Raw genomic sequence first — 20,144 nt, 5'->3', positions numbered from 1 at the left:
AGTCATCGTGAGCGGAGCCACGGGCGCCGGATCGGCCGGTACCCCCACGGGTACGGAGACGGACGGCGGCGGCCGTGGCTCCGCCGCGCGTGCGTCAGATCCGCACACGACTCAACTGCGCAAGGTGGAGGCGGAGCCGAGCAGTCCGCCCTCCGCCGACGCGCATGGATCACAGGGGGGAACTGTGACGGACACCCAGGCCGCCGGCGGTGCGCAGCCGAAGCACCAGCCTCCGGCCCAGCCGGCTCCGCCGCAGCAGTCGACTTCACCGCTCCCCGGTGAGCGGCAGCCGCAGCAGCCCGCCGGGCCCTACCACCCGCCGCAGGCCTACCCGAGCCAGACGCAGCCGGCCACCGGCGCCGTACGCCGTCCTCGCACCGGCGCGCGCACCACGCCCCGCATCCGCAAGGCGCGTCTGCGCGTGGCGAAGGCCGATCCGTGGTCGGTGATGAAGGTGAGCTTCCTGCTCTCCATCGCGCTCGGCATCTGCACCATCGTGGCGTCCGCCGTGCTGTGGATGGTCATGGACGCGATGGGCGTGTTCTCGACGGTCGGCGGCACCATCTCGGAGGCGACCGGCTCCAACGAGTCCAACGGCTTCGACCTGCAGTCCTTCCTGTCGCTGCCGCACGTACTGATGTTCACGTCGATCATCGCGGTCATCGACGTCGTCCTCGCGACGGCGCTCGCGACGCTCGGCGCGTTCATCTACAACCTGTCCGCGGGCTTCGTCGGAGGCGTCGAGCTGACGCTCGCCGAGGACGAGTGAGCGTCCCGCTCCGCGGAGCGGGACTATCGATTTTGGGACTGCCCACGTCGTGCGCTAATCTTCAGGAGTCAGCGCGCGGGACACACACCGCAGAGCGCGGCGGGGCTATAGCTCAGTTGGTTAGAGCGCATCCCTGATAAGGATGAGGCCACAGGTTCAAATCCTGTTAGCCCCACCAGCGAAAAGACCCCCAACCGATCATGGTTGGGGGTCTTTGACATCAACGGTTGACATCAACGGCAGCGATCAGCCGATAAGCGGGTCTTCCAGGAGTTCGGCGAGCATCGAGACGGCTTCCCGCTCACTGTCGCCGACCACGTGCGTGTAGACGTCCATGGTCATGCTGATCTGGCTGTGCCGGAGGATCGCCTGAGCGACCTTGGGGTGTACCTTCAGGAAGGCGAGCAGGGTGCCGCAGGTGTGCCGGGCGAGCCGGACTGTGATGCGGCGGACGCCAGCGCGCTTGACGAGCCGATCGAAGGTCCGAGAGAAGCCGACCGGGTCGATCATCCCGCCGTGCTCCGAGGAGAAGATCAGGTCATGGTCAGGTTCCTGCGACCAGTGGGCACCAGCGATCTTCCGTTCCAGCTCTTGGAGCTCCCGGCGCTCTTCCAAGGCCCGGGCACAGAACTCAGGTAGGGGGAGCACCGCCTGTGACGACTCGGTCTTGAGGTCTTTGAGGACCAGGCCGACGCCCTTGACCCGCTGGACCTGTTTGACCGGGGTGAACTGCCGAGCCTCGAAGTCAATGTCTTGCCAGCGCAGGCCCAGAAGCTCACTGCGACGCAGACCCAGCACGAGGACGAGGACACAGGCCGCGTAGAGGCGGTGAGCCTGAGCAGCCCGAAGGAACGTGATCGCCTCACGCGCGTTCCACGCCTTGCCCTTGTCCTTGCTGACCTTGGGCATGTCGACCAAGAGGGCGACGTTGCGGGTCAGCAGCTCCTCGCGGATCGCACGGTTCAGCGCGTTGCGAAGGACGCGGAGCACCTCGAACCGGGCGGACGCGCCGACCTCTTCGCGCTTCAAGGCAGCCATGAAGGTACGAATCTGGGCGGGAGTCAGCTTGACCAGCGACTTCTTGCCGAGGTGCGGCAGCAGGTACAGCCGCACCTTCGACTCGTACTTGACGAACGTGTTGTGCTCGCGCTCCGGCTTGACGATGTGCTCAAGCCAGTAAGCCAGCCACTCGCCGAGCGTCCAGGAACGTGCCGGCACAGGCACGCCGTTTCGCTCCTGGTCCTGAAGCTTGCCGAGCTTCTCGTTGGCCTCGTCATAGGTGGCCCCGTAGACGAATTTGCGGACCCGGCTGCCGTCGGTGTCGGTGACGTAGGCAGCGCCCATGTAGCGGCCATCGCTGCGCTTCGTGATCGTTCCCCCGCCGTTAGGGCGACGCTTGGCCATCAGGCAGCCTCACCCAATCCGCGGCGGATGAAGTCCCGCACGGCCTCAGCGGGGATACGACGACAACCGTCGACCTTCAGGGAGACCAGGCGGTTCGTTCGGATCAGGTCGTAGACCTTGGTCCGGCCGACCTTGAGCCGCGCCATGACGTCCGGCACGGTCAGCAACTCGGGGGCAGCGGTAGTCACGTAGCGGCTCCTTCCAGGTCGAGCAGGGCGGGTAGTTCCTCGCGGGCGATCTCGCGGTTGTGCTGGATGTCGCGGCGGATGTTGGCGGCGAGCCAGGATTCGCCGGGGGTGTGCCCGTGTCCGGCGTAGGTCCAGTGGGCGAGGGTCAGGGTGGTCGCCTCCGGGCTGTCGTCGGGGTCGGGCAGGCCGAGGGCGGCGCGTTGCTGGGCGGCGCGGTAGTCGGCGCGGACCTGGCGTAAAGCGCCCAAGGTGGTGGAGTAGCGGCGGGACTTGGTGGAGAAGTGGCCACGGAAGCCGAGCATGTGAGCCCAGTCCCGCAGCTTCCGGTCCGGGTAGAGCGCGTGCAGGTCGAGGCACGCGGCGATGAGCCGGGCGGGGTGGTCGGGCACGTCGAGCAGGACCAGGGCCTCTTTGTTGCCGATCCGGCGGTCGACGGTGCCGGTGGTCTCGGCTGCTTTGGTGGCGTACTTGGCGACGTAGGAGGCGACCGCCTGTTCGGTGATCTCCTCGCCGTGGCCGAAGGCGCCGATCGGCTGGACGTCGAGTTGGGTGCCCCAGCGCAGGGTGCGGGCTGGGAGCTCCCCGGCGGCGGGTACGTCGACCGCGACGCGGGCAGCGGCGGCACGGATCGAGTCGCTGAGCAGATCGAGCGTGGCCCAGGCCGGAGGAGGATCGTCGGGCCCGTCCGGTCCGTCGAAGCGGATCACCGCATGGAAGTGCACGGCCCCGCGCTTCTGATACTCGGCAACCTTGCCGAAGGAGACGCGCGATTGTTCGTGGGCTGCCTTCTGCGTGAGTCCGGCCCGTCGGGCGATCTCGCGGCGCAGGTAGATCGTGAAGTAGCGCCACAGTTCGGAGGCGTGGTTGTTCCACAGCACCGCGCTCGCGTAGTCGTACGTGTCGGGGTCGAGCGGGGTGCCGAGTTCGGGCGCGTCCTCGCCGTGCCGGGTGCCGCAGCGGCAGGGCCGGGTGCCGGGCCGGTTGTGGACCGGGCCGAACGAGGGCGCGGTGAGGGTGGCGAAGACGCGCGGGTGATCCCGGATGGTGTGCGAAGTGCCCTTGTCCGGGTCGCCGACGAGCCCGGCGCGGATGAGGTGGTAGGTGTCTCCGGCATAGGTCCAGGCGCAGGCCGGGCAGCGGGAGGCACGGCGGTTGCCGCAGGCGATGCGGAGCATGCCGCCCGGCTCGGTATCCGTGGAGTACGCGTGCAGCACGGTCTTCGTGGCGGGGTCGATCGTCTTCGTACCGCCGATGAGCCGGATGGGGTCGGAGCAGCCGCCCGTGCGCTTGATCTGTTCTTGCCAGCGGTCGAAGTCGGCCGAGTTGGCCACCCTCAGCACGTCGCCGAGGGTGGCCGCATCGAGGCCCGCCAGGGTGGCGGTGTCAGTCACCTGGTCACCTCCGGTTGTGGGCGGGGCCGTGGTGGGCGGTGTAGCCCTCGACCAGTGCCTTGACCTGGGCGTCGCCCTTGGCGGTGGCGGAGGCGCCGCAGTGGCAGAGGGCCGATGCGGTGGCGGGGGTGTTCGGGGACGGCTTGCTGACGTGCAGGCCGGGGCGGTCCGGGGTCGGGGTGAGGTCAGCCATGGCTGGTCACCTCCGCCGCGTCGTCGGCCATGGCGTCCAGGGTTCCGGCAGCTTCGATGGCCGCAGCAGCGAGAGCGCGCAGCGCCTCCGAGCTGCCGACACGTGCGATCAGCGCGAGCTCGACGGAGTCACCGCCGATGCGGAGGCAGACGAAGGGGTTGGTGCGGTCGGCGAACGGGGTGACCCGGAAACGGGTGTCCGGCTCGATGTGGGCCGAGGCGGTCAGGGTCTTCACGTCGTCACCTGCCGATCCGGGCGAAGATGGCGGCGCGGGTGGTGTGGCCGGTGCCCTGGCAGGCAGGGCAGGCGACGCGGAGGGTGACGCGGGTGCCGTCGTCGTGGCGGCCGCCGGTGGTGATGGCGACGACGGGGAAGCCGTCGCAGTCGCGGCAGGCGGGTGTGTTTGAGGCGTGCTGGGGCATGATGGGGCTTCCCTTTCGGGTCCGTTGGATCTGGAAGAGGTGCAGGCGTCCGGGGCGGCGGTTCTTTGGCGAGAGAGCCGCCCCGGGGGCCGTTAGCGGTGCTTGTCGAGGTCCTTGAGCAGCGAGCGGAGGACGACCGCGACCACGGCCACGGACATGCCGGTGATGGCGAGCGCGAGCAGCAGCGAGACCAGGACCGCACCGACGACGAGGACCACGGCGCCGCCGCCAGCGGCGAGGGCGAGCGCGCTGCCGGGGGTGAGCTGGATGGTCGGCCGGTTCGAGGCCGCGGCCGCCGGAACCGGGGCCGGGGCGGACGGCTGGACGGGTGCCGGGGTGTGGGCGGCCGGCACAGGGGCTGCGGCGGGCGGGGCGGTGTCCTGGGGCGGGTACTTGGGCGTGAACACGAGGCGGTTCCCTTCTACTTGAGGACGGTGCCGAGGGCGGGGGCCAGGAAGCTTCCGGCGACGAGGTAGCCGCCGACCAGGAGCACGGCGACCAGCCACCACGGCGGGCGGGCGAGCTTGACGCCGAGCCATCCGACGACGAGCAGGGCGAGCCAGAGCGGTACGTCCATGGCTGATCTCCTCTCAGGCCTTGCAGCGGTGGGTGCGGGCGGCGAGTTCGGCGCCAGCGCGGGTGTCGTAGTCGGCGGCGAAGCCGCAGCCGGGGGCGGTGCAGGCAGCCGTGTGCTTGTCGCGGCCACGACCGTCGTAGGCAGTGGCGACCTGCACGGGGCCGATGCGAATCACGTTGCGGAAGCGGCGGTAGGCGGTCACGGGCGTTTCTCCTCTCGTCTCAGGTGAGTTGGAGTTCCGCGGCGATGGCGTCGGCCATCGGGGCGGGCAGTTGGAGCCGTGCGGACAGGGCGGCGGCGGGCATCGCAGAGCCCGTGGAGGCGCGGTGGGCATCGGCGATCTTCCGGGCGTGGTCCAGCAGCGCGGACGGAACGGCGGGGGCGGGCTGCGGCGGTGCGGGAGTCAGTTCCGGCACGGTCGCGGCGGGGGCTGGTTCGTCGGTGCGGTGCACCTCGACTTCCGGCGTCGCCGGTTCGTCCACAGCCTGTGCAGGAGCAGCCGGGGCGTCGGGCGAGTGGACCAGGAGCGTGCCGCCGAGGAAGGCCAGAGCGGGCCAGCCAGCGACGAGAATGCACAGCCAGGCGGGCACGCGGGCCAGGTCGAGGAGCCCGGCGGTCGCGATGTTCGCACCTAGCGAGGCGAACAGCGCGATCACGAACCAGATCCAGGCAGAACGGTCGCGGCGAGCCGTGCGCAGCCGACGCCAGGCAGCAACAAGAAGCAGATCGACCGAGACCGGGTAAGCCCACGCCTTCCAGCCGGTCTGCCCAGCCGCTTCGGCCAAGTCGTGCAGGTGAGCGAACGACAGCGCACCAGCGATGACGGCCTGGATGAGTACAGCGTCGAGACGGACGGAACGAGACATGCGGGGGCACCTCCCTTCAGGGGGTTGGGTCCTAGCCGGGCGCTACTCGGTGACCGGGCGGGGCTTGACCAGCGACGGACCGGACGTCGGCGCAAGAGCGGGCACGTAGGGGCGGAACGGTTCGAGGAACGGCAGATCCGGGACCAGGTGGGCGAACTCCCGGCAGACCGCCACGACTTCATCGCGGGACGTGTTCGGGGTGCGGATCTTCGACCAGCCGCCGGTAGAGTCCGCCGCGACAGCGGTACCGGGGCGATTCATCGGGATCAGGCTCGCGGCCGGCACCGCGTCCGGGGCCACGTCCGCCAGACCCATTTCGGCGGTCTGCTTGTCGTTGACGCGGTGCACCACACGGCCGGTGAGCTGAGCGCGGAGCATCGTGGCGCCCTTGCCCAGGTCGGAGCCGAAGCGCTGCCCGCAGATCTCCAGGTAGATGCCGATCGCGCGGGCCATCTGCGCGAGGCGGATCAGCGCGGTGACGATCCGCTCCCGGCGCTCCTCATCCTTCTTGGAGGAGATCAGGAACAGTTCCGCCACCTCGTCGACGAGGACGACCACCGGCACCGGCCGCAGCTCTGCGGGCAGTTCCCACAGGTCCGAGACGCCGTGACGGCTCAGCAGGTCGAATCGGTCTTCCATCTCGGCGACCAGGACGCCGAGCAGGGAGGCGGCATCGTCGGGGGTGGTGACCAACGCCGACAGGCGGGGCGCGAAGGCGGACTGTTCCACCCCGCGCTTGCAGTCGATCCCGACCAGGGCCACCGGCAGTTGCGCCAGTCCCTTGATCAGGTTGCGCTGATACATGGACTTGCCCGAGTGGTTGGCGCCCAGGGTGAGCGCCATCGGAGCCTTGCGGTAGTCCCGCTCGAACGCGGTCCCGTCCTCCCGCACCGCGACCGGAACGGCCATGTCGTGCGGCCGGGCCTTGCGGGGCATCCGCACCCGGCGCAGCACGTCATAGCCGGTCAACCGCAGCTCGACGAAACCGGGCTTCGTCTCGACCACGGTCACGGAGTGGACGCCCCACGCGTGCCGGAGCCGTTCCGAAGAGGCCATCAGGTCGGCGGGCTCCAGGCCGGCGGGAAGCCGCAGGGTCACCCGCAGCCCCGTCGACGTGCCGCGTACCCGGCGGATCTTCGGCGGGACCGGCTGGACATCACGGCGTGCGACATTGCGGGTCATGAACGCCCGCAGACCCGACGGCTGCACCGTCAGCCCGCACACGTCCATGGTCGACCGGTAGGAGAAGGTGAAGCGGCCCCAGGTGACCGGCATCCCGACCAGCGACCAGTACACGCGCGGTGCGCGTACCTTCGCGTAGCCGAGACCACCGGCACCGGCCAGGGCTCCCGCACCCTCCAGCCACATCGTCAGGTCGGTCATGGTCAGGCCGCCGGGGTGATCGCGACCGCGCGGAACGAGATCCCGTGCCGCTTCTGGCCGTTGAACTCGTTCTCCCAGTCACGCGCCTTCAGACCGATGACCTTGACCGGCATGCCCGGCGCCAGGCCCTCGGGGAGGCCGGTCTCCGGGACGGTCACCTGGTAGAGGTTGCCCTCCCCCTCGTCCGAGACCAGCAGACCCACGGTCGACAGGCTCGCGTTGGTCTCCCGGTCCACGGCCCGCTCACCGGTCTTCTTGTTGACCATCTTCGGTTCCGGCGCGGTCGCCACGAACACCACAGCAGTCGAAGTGTCGATCTTGAAAGACGGCATGAGCACATCCCTCGTTCTCGGAGGCCGCCCTACGCGACCTCTCTAGACATCTCCAATGGGAGCACATCTCTAGAGACGTCGTCAAGGGAGATGTCTAGAGAGGTTGTCGGCGAGGGATTCGGGTTACACGCACAGAGCGACCGGCCAGCCCATGGCCTAGGCTGTCTAGAGAAGAGAGGAGGGCTCCCGAATGACCACCACCGACGACGACCGTCGGCCGAAGTACCAGCGGATCGCGGACTCTCTACGCGAGGCGATCCAGTCGGGCGAGTACGGTCCCGGTGATCGGCTTCCGGGAGAGAACGACCTGATGGCCGCGCACGGCGTGGCCCGGATGACAGCCCGTCAGGCCCTGAGCGTGCTCAAGGACGAGGGGGTTGCCGAGTCCCGCAAGGGTGCCGGCGTGTTCGTCCGGTCTTTCCGCCCGCTGAGGCGCCGAGGCATCCAGCGGCTTTCGCAGGAACAGTGGGGCAGCGGTCGATCCATCTGGTCTGCGGACATCGAGAACCGGGCCCTCGTGGTGGACCAGGTGACGGTGTCGGAGGAGACCGCGCCTGCGCAGATTGGGCAGGTGTTGGGCCTGGCCGACGAGGACACTGTCTGCGTGCGACGCCGGCGGTTCGTCCTGGACGGCAAGCCCGTTCTTCTCGCAACGAGCTATCTCCCCACGTCGGTAGTCGCAGGGTCAGCGATCACCCAAGAAGACACGGGCCCCGGCGGAACTTACGCCCGTCTCGCCGAACTTGGGTACAAGCCAGTGCACTTCCGCGAGGAGATCCGCTCACGCATGCCCACGAAGCACGAAGCGGCGCAGTTGAGCATCTCCGCAGGCACACCCGTGATCCTCGTTTGCCGGACCGCGTTCGCGGATGAAGGGCGCCCCGTCGAGATCAACGAAATGACGCTCGATGCCGCCTCCTACATCCTGGAGTACGACTTCGACGCCTGACGGGTCGGCGTGGCACCTAGCAGCAAGGTGTAACCGATCATTCCTTCCATTTCGAGCCTTGCGACTCGGGGAGGCGCGAGACGCTGCTAACGTCCGCGCATGGTGAGCATTCGGATCGGCTTCCCCGGGATCTCCGTCGGGGTGGAAAACATTACGCTCCCAGCGTGGCGGAAGAAGAGGACCGATCCGGCTGGGCCGTTCCTGATCATTGCGCGCGACTGCGGGCTAGCTCTCGACACGGCGTGGCGCAACCAGCCTGGGGAAGAGCCCCACTTGTGGGCACCACATGCGGAGAGGCAGCAACTGTGGTTTCTCCGCCCGAGCGGGGTACAAGGGGAAGTGCTCATCGTGTCGGCAGATAACGGACTCGCGCTTGACTCCACACGTGACTCTCAGAGGCCAGACCTTCTGATGGGGGAGCCCAACGCGGAAGCTCACCAGCGCTGGCGGCTGAAAAAGTCGCCCGACGGGGCCGCGTTCGAAGTAGAGGCAGTACACAGCCAACGGCTACTGACGGCTGCCGGAGACTTTGTGCCAACGTGGAAGCCATGGTTTGACAAGCGCCGAGCCGTACGGGCTCAGCAATGGCTCTTTGTTCTTCCACACGGCGGCGACCCCGCCACGGTATAAGCGGACGACGCCGCTCTCACAACATCAGTGCCCTTCCCCGCTGACGCCAACGCCTGCCGGACCACCACGGAAACACGCAGCCGAGCCAGGGCTCTTGGCCATCGAGCTGTTACAGGTTTCTCTACCTCATCAAGCCCCGGCTGCGCTCCGCTCCGCCGGGCGCGCTCCCGGCTCCGCTGCGGGCGCCGCTCCTGCCTCCGGCCCGCTCCGCCCGCGCTGCGCCGACGCGCGCCCACATGTGGATAGGGCCGGTGGCCATGAGTCGATCACCGCATAGCGCGGCCCCGGTCAAGACGATGCCTCCGGCGGGGGCTCGGCCGGCACCGGGATGGAGGGGGCGCCGTTCTCGACCGCGGGTCCGTAGTGGCGTGCGCGGGGAGCTGCCATCCCGACCACCGTCGACCCAGGCAGAGCCGAGCAGACGCGGCCCCTGGCGTCCAGGTCGTTCGTGCAGTGGCGCGCTCCACCTGGACGCCAGGAACCACGCCCGCTCCACGGTGTGTGGGTCGACGGCGGACGGGATGGCAGCTGGGGTAGGTGGTAATTGAGGCAGATGGATCGGTGACGGCAACGTGAACCTTGAGGCTGTCCCGGTAGTCGCTCCACTCAATCCAATTGCTCCCTGCCTTGGATTTGAAGGCAACAGTGCTACAAACAAGTATCACAGGTTGCGAAACCAAGGTGAAGTGGCTATCTGACCTTGGAAGTTGCCCTTGCGGGGCGTGTGGGGCAAACTGGCGACCACAGGTTAAGCGACGTCGAGCGGCCATCTGTACGACTGTGCCTACCTGGATTCAGCCAAGTTAAGAATCGAGCGTCTGGGCTGGATGGGCGGTCCCACGTACCCAGCGTGTACCCAACAAGTACTCATCGTGTACCCAGCGCGGCCCCAACGATCTCTGGAGTCGGAGGAGACCGTTAGCTGGAACTGAGCGGCCGTCGAGCAGTCGGGCAGAAAGGAGCAAGGTGCGCTGCTACCGTCACAGAGCAGGGCAGAGGTTGCAGTTGGTGTTTCACGTGAAACCCTCTCTCCATGCCATCGATCCCGGAGCAAATCTCCATGCGTCATAGCCGCATAGCCTCATGGGATCTAGGGCTGGATTGCAGAATCGTGCGAGCGTCGGCGCTAGGAACAACTCCCTGACCTGCATGGATGGCCAGTAGCACCTACTGTCAAACGCGACCGGTAAGATAAGCAAAGCTACTTCACGGAGCTCTCACTGAACTACGCGTTTGGGGGCGCGAGTTCACAGCCTCCGGTCCGCTCGGGGCCGGTCTTGAGGGCGAAGGGAAGGGCTAGATGAAAGAGAACCCTAGGAAGCGGCGGCGCAGGTGGACCGGCCCCGAGAGGTGGCAGGTTGCTGTTGCAGTCGTTGGACTAGCGTTCGTGATCATCGATCACGCGGGTTGGATCCACTGACCCGTTAGACGTCCGGTCGGAGGCGACACGTGATGAGCTGTGAATGCAGCGAGTCCGGTCGGTATCAGCTCGACCGGACTCGCTAAGGCAAGGGGTTTGGTCCTGGTTGCCGCCGGGGCCAAACCCCCTCTGTCTACGGTTGTTGTTAGAAAAGCCCTGTTCAGGGCCCTATCCGGAGACAATCTGTCTACTACAATACCTCTGCTTTGACCTCGCTGGCCAGCCAGGATGGGGCTCCGTGTAGCTACACAAGGCCCCTCTCTGTAGCTACAGCCGTACAGCTCTATCTCCAATTAGGCAATCATCGTCCCCTCAGATCAGACGGGCCGGGATGTGTCAAGAGCGCCAAGACAGGCTGACATCAACGGCTGACATCAACAGGGGCGGACAGCCGCGGTCAGCGGAAGACACAGGCGCATGGTTCATCGAGGCCCAGGGCGAGTTGACCGACGTCCACGACCCCCATGATCGACCTGATAAGGATGAGGCCACAGGTTCAAATCCTGTTAGCCCCACCAGCGAAAAGACCCCCAACCGATCATGGTTGGGGGTCTTTTGCATCTCCCGGTGACACCAACGCGTCCCCGGATGAGATCGACCTGGGGCGGGTACGAAAACGCCCGGCCGCTGGCGACGGGGGATGCACCAGCGGTCGGGCTATGGCCAAGGGTAACAAGGTCGGTTGTCCGGCGGGAGCCAACTGCTCGGGGCGAACCGAGAGTTGTGATCCGGATCACCGGGTTCCGCTGTCACTGCTCCGCGCACGGAGGGTCGTACGAGAGCCGGGGCAGGTACTCGTGCCACTTCTGCGGCGTCAGTACGCCCCGGGTGGTGGAGCAGATATGGCGTACCGCCGCGTCGACGTCGAGGTTCCACAGGCGGACCGTGTCGGCGCCGCTGGAGACGCCGAGGAGGTGACTTCTGGGGCTGAAGGCAAGGAAGTTGCCGGTCTTGGCGTTCGGGCTCATCGACTGGCCTATGGGGGCCGCGTCCGAGGGGTCGCCGACGTTCCACAGCCGCACCGTGTTGTCGTTGCCGCCGCTGGCCAGGGTGCGGCCGTCCCGGCTGAACGTCAGGGACACCACCGCCTCGGTGTGACCGGTGAGCGGGGAGCCCAGGATCCTCGCCCGGGACGGGTCGGCGACGTTCCACAGGCGGACCGTGTCGTCGTCGCTGCCGCTGGCGAGGGTGTGGCCATCCGGGCTGTAGGCGAGCGTGTTGACCGGGCCCAGGTGCCCGGTGAGCGGAGAGCCGATCAGGTGCGGTCGTCGGGGGTCGATGACGTTCCACAGCCGTATGGTCCCGTCCGCGCTGCTGCTGGCGAGGGTGTGGCCGTCGGGGCTGTAGGCGAGGGCGTTGACGTAGCCGGTGTGGCCGGTGAGGGGCTTGCCCAGTCGGCGGGGGTGGGGTGGGTCGCCGATGTCGAGCAACTGGATGGTCCGGTCGTCGAAGTCGACCGCCAGCGTGCGCCCGTCGGGGCTGAGGGCCAGTGCGTCGGCGCCCGCGTACCGGGTCAGCAGTTCGACGGCCGGGCCGTACGGGACGGGATGCGCGAGGTCTGCGACGTTCCACAGCTCGACCGAGTTCGTGGTTCCCGTCAGCGCGATGAGAGTGCGGTCGTCGGGTGAGAACACCATCGAGCGGGGGGTGCGGTCCTTGGTCGCGAAGGGCTCGCCCAGCGCCACGGGGCGGGCCGGCTCCGTGACGTTCCACAGGCGGATCCTGCCGTCCTCCGCGGCGGTGGCGAGGACCTTCCCGTCCCGGCTGAACGCCCCGATCCGGCCGGTCATGTCCGACGCCGGTATCGACCACAGGCGGACCTTGCTGTCACCGCTGCCGGTGGCCAGCGTCCGCCCGTCGGGGCTGAAGCCGACGGCGTACATCTCACCGCTGCTGCCCGCGAGCGGCTCACCGACTTGCGAGGGGTAGGCGGGATTGCTCACGTTCCACAGACTCGCCGTGCTGTCGGCGCTGCCCGCCGCGATCATCGACCCGTCCGGACTGAAGGCCACGGACCAGACAGGGCCGGTGTGGCCGATCAGAGGCTCACCGAGGGAGCTCGGGTGCTCCCGGTCGGCGACGTTCCACAGGCGGACCGTGTCGTCCGAGCTGCCGCTCGCGAGCGTCCTGCCGTCGGGGCTGAAGGCGACGGAGTGCACGGTCTGGGTGTGGCCGGTGAGGGGCCTGCCCACAGAGCGTGGATCCCGCGGGTTGCTGACGTCCCACAGGCGGACCGTGTCGTCGTCACCGCCGGACGCCAGGGTCCTGCCGTCCCGGCTGAACGCGATCGAACGAACCGAGTCGGTGTGACCCTTCAGCGTGGTGAGCGAGACCGGGCGGTGAGGGTCGGTCACGTTCCACAGCCGTACGGTGTGGTCCTCGTCGGCGGTCGCCAGTGTGTGCCCGTCGGGACTGAAGGCGGCCAGGAAGATCGTGCCGTCGTGTCCCGTCACCGGCGGACCCAGCGAGCGCGGGTGGCGCGGGTCGCCGACGTCCCACAGGCGCACGGTGCCGTCGTCCCCGGCGCTGGCCAGGGTGCGGCTGTCCGGGCTGAAGACGGCGCTGCTCACCCAGCTGGTGTGACCGGTGAGGGGCTTGCCCAGCGGCTTGGGCCGGGTCCGGTCGCTGACGTCCCACAGCCGGACCGTGTGGTCGTAGCTGGCGGTGGCCAGCAGCCGCCCGTCCGGGCTGAAGGTGGTCAGGTAGACGGCGCCGGTGTGGCCCAGGAGCGGTGTGGCCAGGGGCGCGTTCACGATGGAGATCAGGCGATTGTTCGTACCGGCGTCGTCCTTTCGCAGCCGGTGGGCGACCAGGTCGAGCTGGGCCGACAGCGAGGGATCCGCGGCCTGGACGCGGTCGGCCTCGGCGAGCACCTGCTGGAAGACGGCGTCGTCGCGCTGCTGACGGGCGACGACGGCGGAGCCGACGGCCACGACGGCGAGCACGACCAGCGCCGAGACGGCGGCGCGGCTGATCAGGAGCGTGCGCTTGCGCAGCCGCACCGAGGCGGCGAGGAAGTCCACCGCGCTGCGGGTCAGGAACGTGTCGCCCGCCGATCTGGCCCAGCCGCGGGCCTGCTCCAGCCGGGAGCCCCGGTACAGCAGCGAGGAGTCGCGGGTGGAAGCCTCCCAGGCCCGACCGTCCTCCTCCAGTTGCTGGCGCAGCAGGTTGCCGTTCCTGTCCTCGTCGATCCAGTCCCGCAGTCGCGGCCAGGCGTGCAGCAGGGCCTCGTGGGTGATCTCGACGGTCTCCGCGTCCAGTGTCACCAGCCGGGCGCGTACCAATGCCTCGAGCGACTCCTCCGTCGCTTCCGGGTCCGTCGACTCCCGCGCCAGCTGGCGCCGGGTCCCGCGCCGCCGGGTGGCCTGGGTGTCCTCACCCAGCCGCACCAGCCTCAGCAGCAGCAGTCGCGCGGCCGCGCGCGCCGCCGGGTCCAGATCGGACCAGGCGCGCTCGGCGGTCGCCGCCACCGCGCCCTGGATGCCGCCGGCCGCCCGGTAGCCGACCAGCGTCAGCCGCCCCGCCTTGCGCCGCTGCCAGGTGGCGAGCAGGGCATGGGACAGGAGGGGCAGCACACCGGCGTCGTGCGCTCCACGGGGCCCGTCGGCGCTCACCTCGCGGACGATCAGCTCCGCGAGCCCCGGCTCCAGCTCCAGTCCGACCGCCTTGGCGGGACCGGTGACGGCCTCGCGCAGTTCCGTGGTGGTCAGTGGGCCGAGCACCATATGCCGGTGTTGCAGGGAGTCGGCCAGCTCGGGATGGGAGAGGCACTGTTCGTAGAAGTCGGCGCGGATGCCGAGGACCACGAGGACGGGCGCCGGTTCGTCGGGGCCCGAGGGTGAGCAGGCGGCGTCCAGGGTCTGCACGAAGGTGCGGCGGGCCGTTTCGTCCGAGCAGAGGGTGAAGGACTCCTCGAACTGGTCGACGATGACGACCGGGCGGCTCATGCCGGAGCTCTCCCGTTTGCCCCAGACCGCGACGGCTTCCCGCACGTCCCGGGTGAACTCCTCGGTCCCCGGTTCCGCCGCGGCGAGGACGTCCGCGAGCTCGGGTATTCGTCCGGTCAGCTCCCCGAGGGGGTCCGCCCCCGGCACGAACTGGACGACCGTCGTCGTGCCGATGCCGTGGTCGCTCAGCGCGCCGTTCTGCAGCGCGGGTACCAGGCCGGCATGCAGCAGGGATGACTTTCCCGCCCCGGAAGCGCCGACGAGCATGATCAGGCCGCCCGTCCGCTCCACGGCGCGGAGCTGGTCGACGAGGGAGTCGGTGCTCCGCTCCCGGCCGAAGAACCAGCGGGCGTCCTGCTCGCGATAGGAAGCCAGACCCCGGTACGGGCACACCCCGGCGATGGCGGGAACCTCGGCCGGCGGGCCTTCCTCCACGGCTGTCGGTGGGGCGGGACGCTCCCCGGCCGGGTCGGCGACGGCGCGCTCCCACAGGCGCTGCCACTGAGCCATGTCGTACAGCCCCGCAGACACCGGAGCGGGCCGGGCTCGGCGGGCCTGGGGGATCAGGATGTGCAGCACCGCGGCGAGGGCGGCGAACTGAGCCGGCACGTTCTTCGCCCGCCGCCAGTCACTGATCCGCTGGGCGGACACCCGCACGGGCCGCCCTCGCTCGTCCACTCGCTGCAGCTGTACGACCGCCTCGGCGACCCGCGTGAGGGGAGGATTTCCAGCCTCCTTGTACAGCAGCGCGAGACGTTCCGCGAAGGCTGTACGCGCCCCTGAGTCGGGACTCAAGGCCTCCACCCCTAACCTCCTCCGCGTTTGACATCCGGACCGGAAAACTCACTTTATACGGCTGACCTGCGGTTTAAGGGAGCGGCAGGTGGCCGGAATCTCCTCGTCGCCGCATCGAACTGGCAGGATCCCGACCGGGTGGCCAACCCATCACGCTTCGTCCACCCGGGCCATCGGCTCAGCGTTCGGAGGGGCGGCGCATGGCGCCATCGGTTCTCGGCCAGCTTCCGCCGGGAGATCCGGAGGGCGGCGCCGGCCCGGCCGGCTGAGTCCGAGAGATCCGTGACGTTCGGCGCCGGTCCCCACGAGGGGAGGGACCGGCGCCGAACGGCGCGGCATCCGGGAACGCCCGCCACTGTTTCACGTGAAACCGATGTTTCACGTGAAACACGGTCTGGCTCCGGGTGTCCCGCTCTACATCCACCACGGCCTGGCTCCGGGTGCCCGACCCACAGCCACCGCGCCGCGGAAGCCGCGACCACCGCGAGTTCCTCGGCTTCGTCGGCAGCCGCATTGAGCGCGATGTCTCGGCCCGCCGCTGCTCCGTCGGCCGCGACCGCTGCGGCCCGCGAGGCGGCGAGTGCGGCTCGCAATGCGGCGAGGGATCCGTCACCGTCCGCCGCTCGGGCCACCTGAGGGGCCGGTGCGGCCGTGGCGGCGACGTTCCGTGCGCAGCGGGCATCGGCGGCCGGTTCGCCGGTGCCGACGGTGAGCGCGTCGAGCGACTGGGAACAGAGGCGCAGGGCGTGGGCGGCCCGCCCGACAGGGCTCTTCGGCACGAGCTCGGTGTCGGACTGGGCCACTCCGGCGTGCCGGCATGCGGCCTGCGCGGTCGTACGTGCTCCGTGCGCGGACGCGGTGTGCCGTACGGAGTGACTCCGCGGACGTCGTCGTACCCACCTCTTCGACTTCGCTCATCTCCGCCTCCCTGTCCAGGGCGGCCACTCGACTGCCCGCGACTGCACGTGTCTGCCCGCCCCCGAAGCCGCCATCGCCGGGTGCGGGGGCCGCGGGCGCAGGCAGGGTGACACGCCGGGCATGAAGAGGACAGGCGGAGGGGCAGCCTGGTTATCTGACGGGTCGTCAGCTATGGTCACCCTGCCGTGCAGCCTCCGAAGGGGTGATTCCGTGGCGACACGTCCCGAGAGTCCTCAGCCGACCGGCGCCCCGCGCTGGGTCGCCCTCTCCTACCGGCCCGCCTCGGCCTCCTGGCAGACGTGCGCGGAATCGCCCCACCGCGCCCCCGTTCAGTACGCCCTCGGCGAGATGGCGCACACCGTACGCGCGCGTGGCGAGGACCTGACGGTGAGCCTGTGGGGCCCGAAGGACGGAGCCTGGCAGCGCTACGACGTCTCCACGGCCACAGCGCCCGTCGCGACATCCGAGACTGCTCCCGCGGGCCCGGAGAAGCCGAGCAGGCTCACGGAGCGCATGGACGACCGTCGGCAGCAGGTCATCATGGCCGGCCTGGGCAAGGCCGGACTCTACGACCTCACGCAGGAGGACTGGGCGGCCGTGGAGGCCGTCGTGGACGGGCTCGACGAGACGACCGTGCGCCGGCTCGCCCAGTGGCTCGCGTCGGCGGGACGGGCGCAGGGCGCTCAGGGCGCCGAATAGCTCCAGCCCAGGGAGGCGAGAGCACGTGCCCTCTCCTCCACCACCGCCATACGCGCCGCCCGCTCGGCCGGGTCCACATGCGCCGCCTGCCCGGTCACGTGTCCCGCCCACTTCCGGTAGAGCAGCCCCGGCTCGCGGGTGAACCAGCCCCGGCTTACGCAGTTCAGCGCCAGCAGCAGTCCCGTGTCCTCGGAGGCGGGCAGGGCCATCCATCCGCCGAGCGCCAGCAGCAGGTCGCGTCGGACGAAGAGGGTCGCGGGGTGGACCTGGGCGCGGAAGTCGTTCGCCCGCCAGAAGTCGAGCACGGTCCCGCGCTCGACGGGGCCCTCGTCGGGGTCGTCCGGGAAGCCGACGGTCGAACCGTCCGGCAGCAGGTCCAGGGCGCGTGACGTCGCCCAGCCGAGGGTCGGGTCGGCTTCGAGGGCCGCCAGATCGCGTGCCAGCGCTCCCGGCGTGAGCAGGTCGTCGGCGTCCAGCACTTTCACGTACGCGGCCTCGGTGTGCGCGAGGGCGATGGTCCGGGCGACTCCCGGGCCGCCGGGCCGCCCCTGGAGAAAGGTCACCCGCTCGTCGTCGGGTACGCGGGGGGCGCACCGCGTCCGTCCTGCCGTCCTCCTGGACCACCCAGTGCCACTCCCAGCCCTCCGGGAGCTCCTGGGCGTACAGGGACTTGTACGCGTCCTCCAATAACTCGGCCGATGGGGATGGACGGCGGTCACGACGAGTATGTGGGGCATGGGCCCAGGCCACGGGCCGCCCAACGGGGTCGATCAAGGGTGCACCACGACGTGAAGACCTCCGGCCGGCATACGGCTGGAGGTCTTCCACAGGCGGTTGTGTGTACGCAAGGTCGCCGTTACGTCGGGTGCGGTGGGGGAAGTGAAAGGGGAGCTGATTCTCAGTGCTGAGGAGGGGCGGCCGGTATCGCAGGACGATCGGCCCGTAGCGAAGAGGACCGGTGTCTCAGCGCTGGAGGGGAACGGTGGCGCGGTCCGCCGGGGCGCACAAGGAGGTGGCCTGTTCGGACAGAAGGGTCTCCGCGCTCGCGTCGGCGTCCGTGCGGGGACGGTGCCGGCAACTCGGGGACTTGCCGTGGGCCTCGGCCCTGATGCGCTGCTTCATCGTGGGCGGCAGGGCTCGTGCGAAGAACCAGGACCAGTGCTGGGACGTTGTCGGCATCGTCACGGGGTGCGCGGCGCCGCCCGTGCTGTTGCCGGTCGCCTCGGTCTGCGCTACGGCCGCGGTGGCGGTCGAGGTGGCGAGTCCGAGCGCCGCACACAGCGCGAGGAAGACGGTGACGATGGTGGTCCACAGCTTCATGACCTGGTTCCGGGCCATGGCCCCTCACTTTCGGCTTGGGCGATTTGCGTACTTTCCTCATGATGTGTATGGGGGCCGGGAAGTGGTGGACCGACGCCCGTGGCGCGTCGATCTTCGGATGAACACCACTCGGATGGGTGCAAACAGCCATAAAAGTGCAGAAGAGTCCCCTAAGGAGGATGAAAGTCACTGTCCGTGGAGGTGTGATCACCCTCAGATCGGAGCGGTCGGCTCCGGTTCTACCGCCGTACCGGGGCCGGGAGTTGAGGCCGGACGCAGGTCACCGATCGGTATCGGTCGGTGTGTATAGTCGGGCGCCAGAGGTCCCCTACGTCAAGGAAAGACGAGGTCGCGCGGTGAAGAAGCTTCTCCTGGTCGCACTGGCCGCCATCGGCGGGCTCCTCGTGTACCGCCAGATCCAGGCGGATCGCGCCGAGCAGGATCTGTGGACGGAGGCGACTGACTCCGTGCCCACGGGTTCGTGAGCACCGACATCCGATTCTGAAAAACCCCGGCCGTCAGAACGGTCGGGGTTTTGCGTTGCCCGGATGACGCGCCGTCTCCCGGGGCAGGATGGGCGACGGTCCCACGGTCCGGGCAACGACGAGGGGTGGCGCGTGATGCGGCGGCGTACGGGGTGGTGGCGCACGAGACCGGGACACGGCCGGCCTCCGGTACGCGCGCGCGTGACTGCCGCCGGAGCGGTGCTGTGCGTCTCGGTGGCGCTCACGGCGGGGCCGGCCTCGGCGGCGGACTCCTCCTACGCGTTCGCCGCGGATGCCCGGACCGTCAAGGGAGCGACGGGCACCACGGACGCCGCCCTCCTCGACGCCGGCAGAAGCTACCGCAGTTCCCTCCCCAAAGGCGCGAAGCTCTACTACCGTCTCGAACCCGACGCCTCCACCAGCGCCTACGTCGCCGTCACCGCCGTACCGCGCGGCAGCGGCAAGCTCTCCGTGAACGACGGCATCAAGGTCTCGGTGCAGAACTCCCAGGGCAACTCCTGCTCCTACGAGAGCGCCAACTTCGGGATCACCGGCAGTCCGCATCCCATCACGGCCTGGGGCGCGCGGACGACGTCCCCGCGCATGCCCCTGTGCGAGGGCGGCGGACCGTACTACGTGGTCGTCCAGCGCGCCGACGCCGACGACTCGACCTCCGGCACCTGGGACCTGGAACTGGCCACCGCCACCGAGCCGCGCCTCGCCGGGACCGCCGCGACGAACCCTCCCACGACCTGGAACTCCGCCACACCCACCCCGCTCACCGGCGAGGCCACCACCCGCCAGGGCGGCGCCGGCTTCGCCCGGGCGGCCTCCGTGAAGCAGGGCGTCTGGCGCGCCGGCATCTCGCCCGGGCAGACGCTGTTCTACAAGGTCCCCGTCGACTGGGGCCAGCAGCCGTCCGCCGTGGCGGAGCTGGGCAGCCACGATGGTGGCGACAGCAGCGGTTACGCGGTCGGCGCGCTGCAGATGACCCTCTACAACCCCGTGCGCGCCGACGTCGAGGACATCGAGATCGGTTACGACGGCAGCCAGAACACGGCCTCCCTGGCCCCGGTGCCGCCCGTCGCCTACGCCAACCGCTACGCGCCCACCGACCAGGTCAACGGCATGCGCTTCGCCGGCTGGTACTACCTCGCGATCCACCTCTCCACCGCCGTGGCCGACGACTTCGGCGCCGGGCCGTTCGGACTGACACTGCGGGTACGGGTCACGGGTGCGGCCCAGAACGGCCCCGGCTACGCCGGGCAGCCCGTCCCGCAGAACGTCTTCGGCGTCACGGCCCAGGACCGCGCGGTCGCCGGGGACGGCGGGAGCGGCGGCGATTCCGCGATGAAGGCACTCGCCGCGGGCGGCATCGGCGCGGGCACGGTGGTGCTGATGGTGCTCGGGGTGTGGACGGTCGTGGGGCGAGGGCGGGTTCGGGCCTCGTGAGGCG

20 protein-coding genes, 1 tRNA gene and 1 pseudogene are annotated in these 20,144 nt (G+C 69.4%); 7 read left to right on the top strand and 15 right to left on the bottom strand.

Translation table 11 applies throughout. From position 1 onward, the window contains the following. Nucleotides 1-7 precede the first annotated feature (7 nt). Together MKW14_RS12295 and MKW14_RS12290 are read left to right on the top strand one after the other, a co-directional pair. Entirely contained in the window at nucleotides 8-769 is a 762-nt protein-coding gene (locus MKW14_RS12295) for a DUF3566 domain-containing protein (protein WP_240862107.1), read from the top strand. A gap of 101 nt (nucleotides 770-870) precedes the next feature. Further along, a tRNA-Ile gene (locus MKW14_RS12290) sits at nucleotides 871-947 on the top strand. Nucleotides 948-1,015: 68 nt separating this feature from the next. On the opposite strand, the gene MKW14_RS12285 is transcribed toward MKW14_RS12290, so the two are convergent. From MKW14_RS12285 to MKW14_RS12230, 12 genes are all read right to left on the bottom strand, one after another. Continuing rightward, nucleotides 1,016-2,173, bottom strand: coding sequence for a tyrosine-type recombinase/integrase (locus MKW14_RS12285; RefSeq protein ID WP_240862106.1), 1,158 nt, complete (start codon nucleotides 2,171-2,173; stop codon nucleotides 1,016-1,018). Next, nucleotides 2,173-2,361, bottom strand: a complete 189-nt coding sequence (locus tag MKW14_RS12280; protein WP_240862103.1) for a helix-turn-helix domain-containing protein — start codon at nucleotides 2,359-2,361, stop codon at nucleotides 2,173-2,175. Before MKW14_RS12280 ends, MKW14_RS12285 begins: the two co-directional genes overlap by 1 nt. Continuing rightward, complete coding sequence (gene repSA, locus MKW14_RS12275; RefSeq protein ID WP_240862101.1) at nucleotides 2,358-3,752, bottom strand: replication initiator protein RepSA; 1,395 nt, start codon at nucleotides 3,750-3,752, stop codon at nucleotides 2,358-2,360. Before repSA ends, MKW14_RS12280 begins: the two co-directional genes overlap by 4 nt. Nucleotides 3,753-3,756: 4 nt before the next feature. Beyond that, a complete protein-coding gene (locus tag MKW14_RS12270; protein ID WP_240862099.1) occupies nucleotides 3,757-3,945 on the bottom strand; it encodes a hypothetical protein in 189 nt (62 codons plus the stop codon). Next, on the bottom strand, nucleotides 3,938-4,180 hold the full coding sequence (locus tag MKW14_RS12265; RefSeq protein WP_240862097.1) for a hypothetical protein: 243 nt from the start codon (nucleotides 4,178-4,180) through the stop codon (nucleotides 3,938-3,940). Before MKW14_RS12265 ends, MKW14_RS12270 begins: the two co-directional genes overlap by 8 nt. Nucleotides 4,181-4,184: 4 nt before the next feature. Further along, nucleotides 4,185-4,367, bottom strand: a complete 183-nt coding sequence (locus MKW14_RS12260; protein ID WP_240862094.1) for a hypothetical protein — start codon at nucleotides 4,365-4,367, stop codon at nucleotides 4,185-4,187. 92 nt (nucleotides 4,368-4,459) lie between these two features. After that, nucleotides 4,460-4,774, bottom strand: coding sequence for a SpdD protein (locus tag MKW14_RS12255; protein ID WP_240862092.1), 315 nt, complete (start codon nucleotides 4,772-4,774; stop codon nucleotides 4,460-4,462). 14 nt (nucleotides 4,775-4,788) lie between these two features. Next, nucleotides 4,789-4,944 carry a hypothetical protein gene (locus tag MKW14_RS12250; protein WP_086083352.1) on the bottom strand — a complete coding sequence of 52 codons (156 nt, stop codon included), beginning with the start codon at nucleotides 4,942-4,944 and terminating at the stop codon, nucleotides 4,789-4,791. A 13-nt stretch (nucleotides 4,945-4,957) separates the two neighbouring features. Continuing rightward, the gene (locus MKW14_RS12245; RefSeq protein WP_208783122.1) at nucleotides 4,958-5,146 is read right to left on the bottom strand and encodes a mobile element transfer protein; all 189 of its coding nucleotides are present in this window, start codon (nucleotides 5,144-5,146) and stop codon (nucleotides 4,958-4,960) included. A 19-nt stretch (nucleotides 5,147-5,165) separates the two neighbouring features. Beyond that, nucleotides 5,166-5,810, bottom strand: a complete 645-nt coding sequence (locus MKW14_RS12240; RefSeq protein ID WP_240862089.1) for a DUF2637 domain-containing protein — start codon at nucleotides 5,808-5,810, stop codon at nucleotides 5,166-5,168. A 42-nt stretch (nucleotides 5,811-5,852) separates the two neighbouring features. After that, complete coding sequence (locus tag MKW14_RS12235) at nucleotides 5,853-7,193, bottom strand: FtsK/SpoIIIE domain-containing protein (protein ID WP_240862087.1); 1,341 nt, start codon at nucleotides 7,191-7,193, stop codon at nucleotides 5,853-5,855. 2 nt (nucleotides 7,194-7,195) lie between these two features. Then, the gene (locus tag MKW14_RS12230; protein WP_043433451.1) at nucleotides 7,196-7,525 is read right to left on the bottom strand and encodes an SCO3933 family regulatory protein; all 330 of its coding nucleotides are present in this window, start codon (nucleotides 7,523-7,525) and stop codon (nucleotides 7,196-7,198) included. Between the two features lie 190 nt (nucleotides 7,526-7,715). Between MKW14_RS12230 and MKW14_RS12225 the strand changes: the two genes are divergently transcribed. Together MKW14_RS12225 and MKW14_RS41540 are read left to right on the top strand one after the other, a co-directional pair. Next, on the top strand, nucleotides 7,716-8,474 hold the full coding sequence (locus tag MKW14_RS12225) for a GntR family transcriptional regulator (protein ID WP_240862085.1): 759 nt from the start codon (nucleotides 7,716-7,718) through the stop codon (nucleotides 8,472-8,474). Nucleotides 8,475-8,573: 99 nt separating this feature from the next. Then, entirely contained in the window at nucleotides 8,574-9,104 is a 531-nt protein-coding gene (locus MKW14_RS41540) for an RICIN domain-containing protein (protein ID WP_374116561.1), read from the top strand. Nucleotides 9,105-11,273: 2,169 nt separating this feature from the next. Here MKW14_RS41540 and MKW14_RS12220 read toward each other — a convergent pair. Continuing rightward, nucleotides 11,274-15,275, bottom strand: a complete 4,002-nt coding sequence (locus MKW14_RS12220) for an nSTAND1 domain-containing NTPase (protein ID WP_240862084.1) — start codon at nucleotides 15,273-15,275, stop codon at nucleotides 11,274-11,276. A 1,119-nt stretch (nucleotides 15,276-16,394) separates the two neighbouring features. Here MKW14_RS12220 and MKW14_RS12215 point away from each other — a divergent pair. Beyond that, on the top strand, nucleotides 16,395-16,883 hold the full coding sequence (locus MKW14_RS12215; RefSeq protein WP_240862082.1) for a hypothetical protein: 489 nt from the start codon (nucleotides 16,395-16,397) through the stop codon (nucleotides 16,881-16,883). Here the strand turns inward: MKW14_RS12215 and MKW14_RS12210 are convergent. Further along, nucleotides 16,868-17,620: pseudogene (locus MKW14_RS12210) on the bottom strand (glycosyltransferase family 2 protein). The gene MKW14_RS12215 and the pseudogene MKW14_RS12210 sit on opposite strands and share 16 nt — an antisense overlap. A gap of 226 nt (nucleotides 17,621-17,846) precedes the next feature. Further along, a complete protein-coding gene (locus MKW14_RS12205; RefSeq protein ID WP_240862081.1) occupies nucleotides 17,847-18,221 on the bottom strand; it encodes a DUF6344 domain-containing protein in 375 nt (124 codons plus the stop codon). A gap of 338 nt (nucleotides 18,222-18,559) precedes the next feature. Between MKW14_RS12205 and MKW14_RS12200 the strand changes: the two genes are divergently transcribed. Together MKW14_RS12200 and MKW14_RS12195 are read left to right on the top strand one after the other, a co-directional pair. Next, nucleotides 18,560-18,688, top strand: coding sequence for a DLW-39 family protein (locus MKW14_RS12200; RefSeq protein WP_003999697.1), 129 nt, complete (start codon nucleotides 18,560-18,562; stop codon nucleotides 18,686-18,688). A gap of 201 nt (nucleotides 18,689-18,889) precedes the next feature. Then, nucleotides 18,890-20,140, top strand: coding sequence for a hypothetical protein (locus MKW14_RS12195; protein WP_240862079.1), 1,251 nt, complete (start codon nucleotides 18,890-18,892; stop codon nucleotides 20,138-20,140). Nucleotides 20,141-20,144 lie beyond the last annotated feature (4 nt).

The organism is Streptomyces gilvus (assembly GCF_022513565.1).
GTDB classification, from domain to species: Bacteria; Actinomycetota; Actinomycetes; order Streptomycetales; family Streptomycetaceae; genus Streptomyces; species Streptomyces gilvus.
This window is presented reverse-complemented; position numbering and strand designations above follow the sequence as displayed.

Excerpts from the sequence above, each read along its gene's own strand:
- MKW14_RS12285 (WP_240862106.1), bottom strand. The coding sequence starts at position 2,173 with ATGGCCAAGCGTCGCCCTAACGGCGGGGGAACGATCACGAAGCGCAGC.
- MKW14_RS12270 (WP_240862099.1), bottom strand. The coding sequence starts at position 3,945 with ATGGCTGACCTCACCCCGACCCCGGACCGCCCCGGCCTGCACGTCAGC.
- MKW14_RS12260 (WP_240862094.1), bottom strand. The coding sequence starts at position 4,367 with ATGCCCCAGCACGCCTCAAACACACCCGCCTGCCGCGACTGCGACGGC.
- MKW14_RS12250 (WP_086083352.1), bottom strand. The coding sequence starts at position 4,944 with ATGGACGTACCGCTCTGGCTCGCCCTGCTCGTCGTCGGATGGCTCGGC.
- MKW14_RS12240 (WP_240862089.1), bottom strand. The coding sequence starts at position 5,810 with ATGTCTCGTTCCGTCCGTCTCGACGCTGTACTCATCCAGGCCGTCATC.
- MKW14_RS12235 (WP_240862087.1), bottom strand. The coding sequence starts at position 7,193 with ATGACCGACCTGACGATGTGGCTGGAGGGTGCGGGAGCCCTGGCCGGT.
- MKW14_RS12230 (WP_043433451.1), bottom strand. The coding sequence starts at position 7,525 with ATGCCGTCTTTCAAGATCGACACTTCGACTGCTGTGGTGTTCGTGGCG.
- MKW14_RS12225 (WP_240862085.1), top strand. The coding sequence starts at position 7,716 with ATGACCACCACCGACGACGACCGTCGGCCGAAGTACCAGCGGATCGCG.
- MKW14_RS41540 (WP_374116561.1), top strand. The coding sequence starts at position 8,574 with ATGGTGAGCATTCGGATCGGCTTCCCCGGGATCTCCGTCGGGGTGGAA.
- MKW14_RS12205 (WP_240862081.1), bottom strand. The coding sequence starts at position 18,221 with ATGGCCCGGAACCAGGTCATGAAGCTGTGGACCACCATCGTCACCGTC.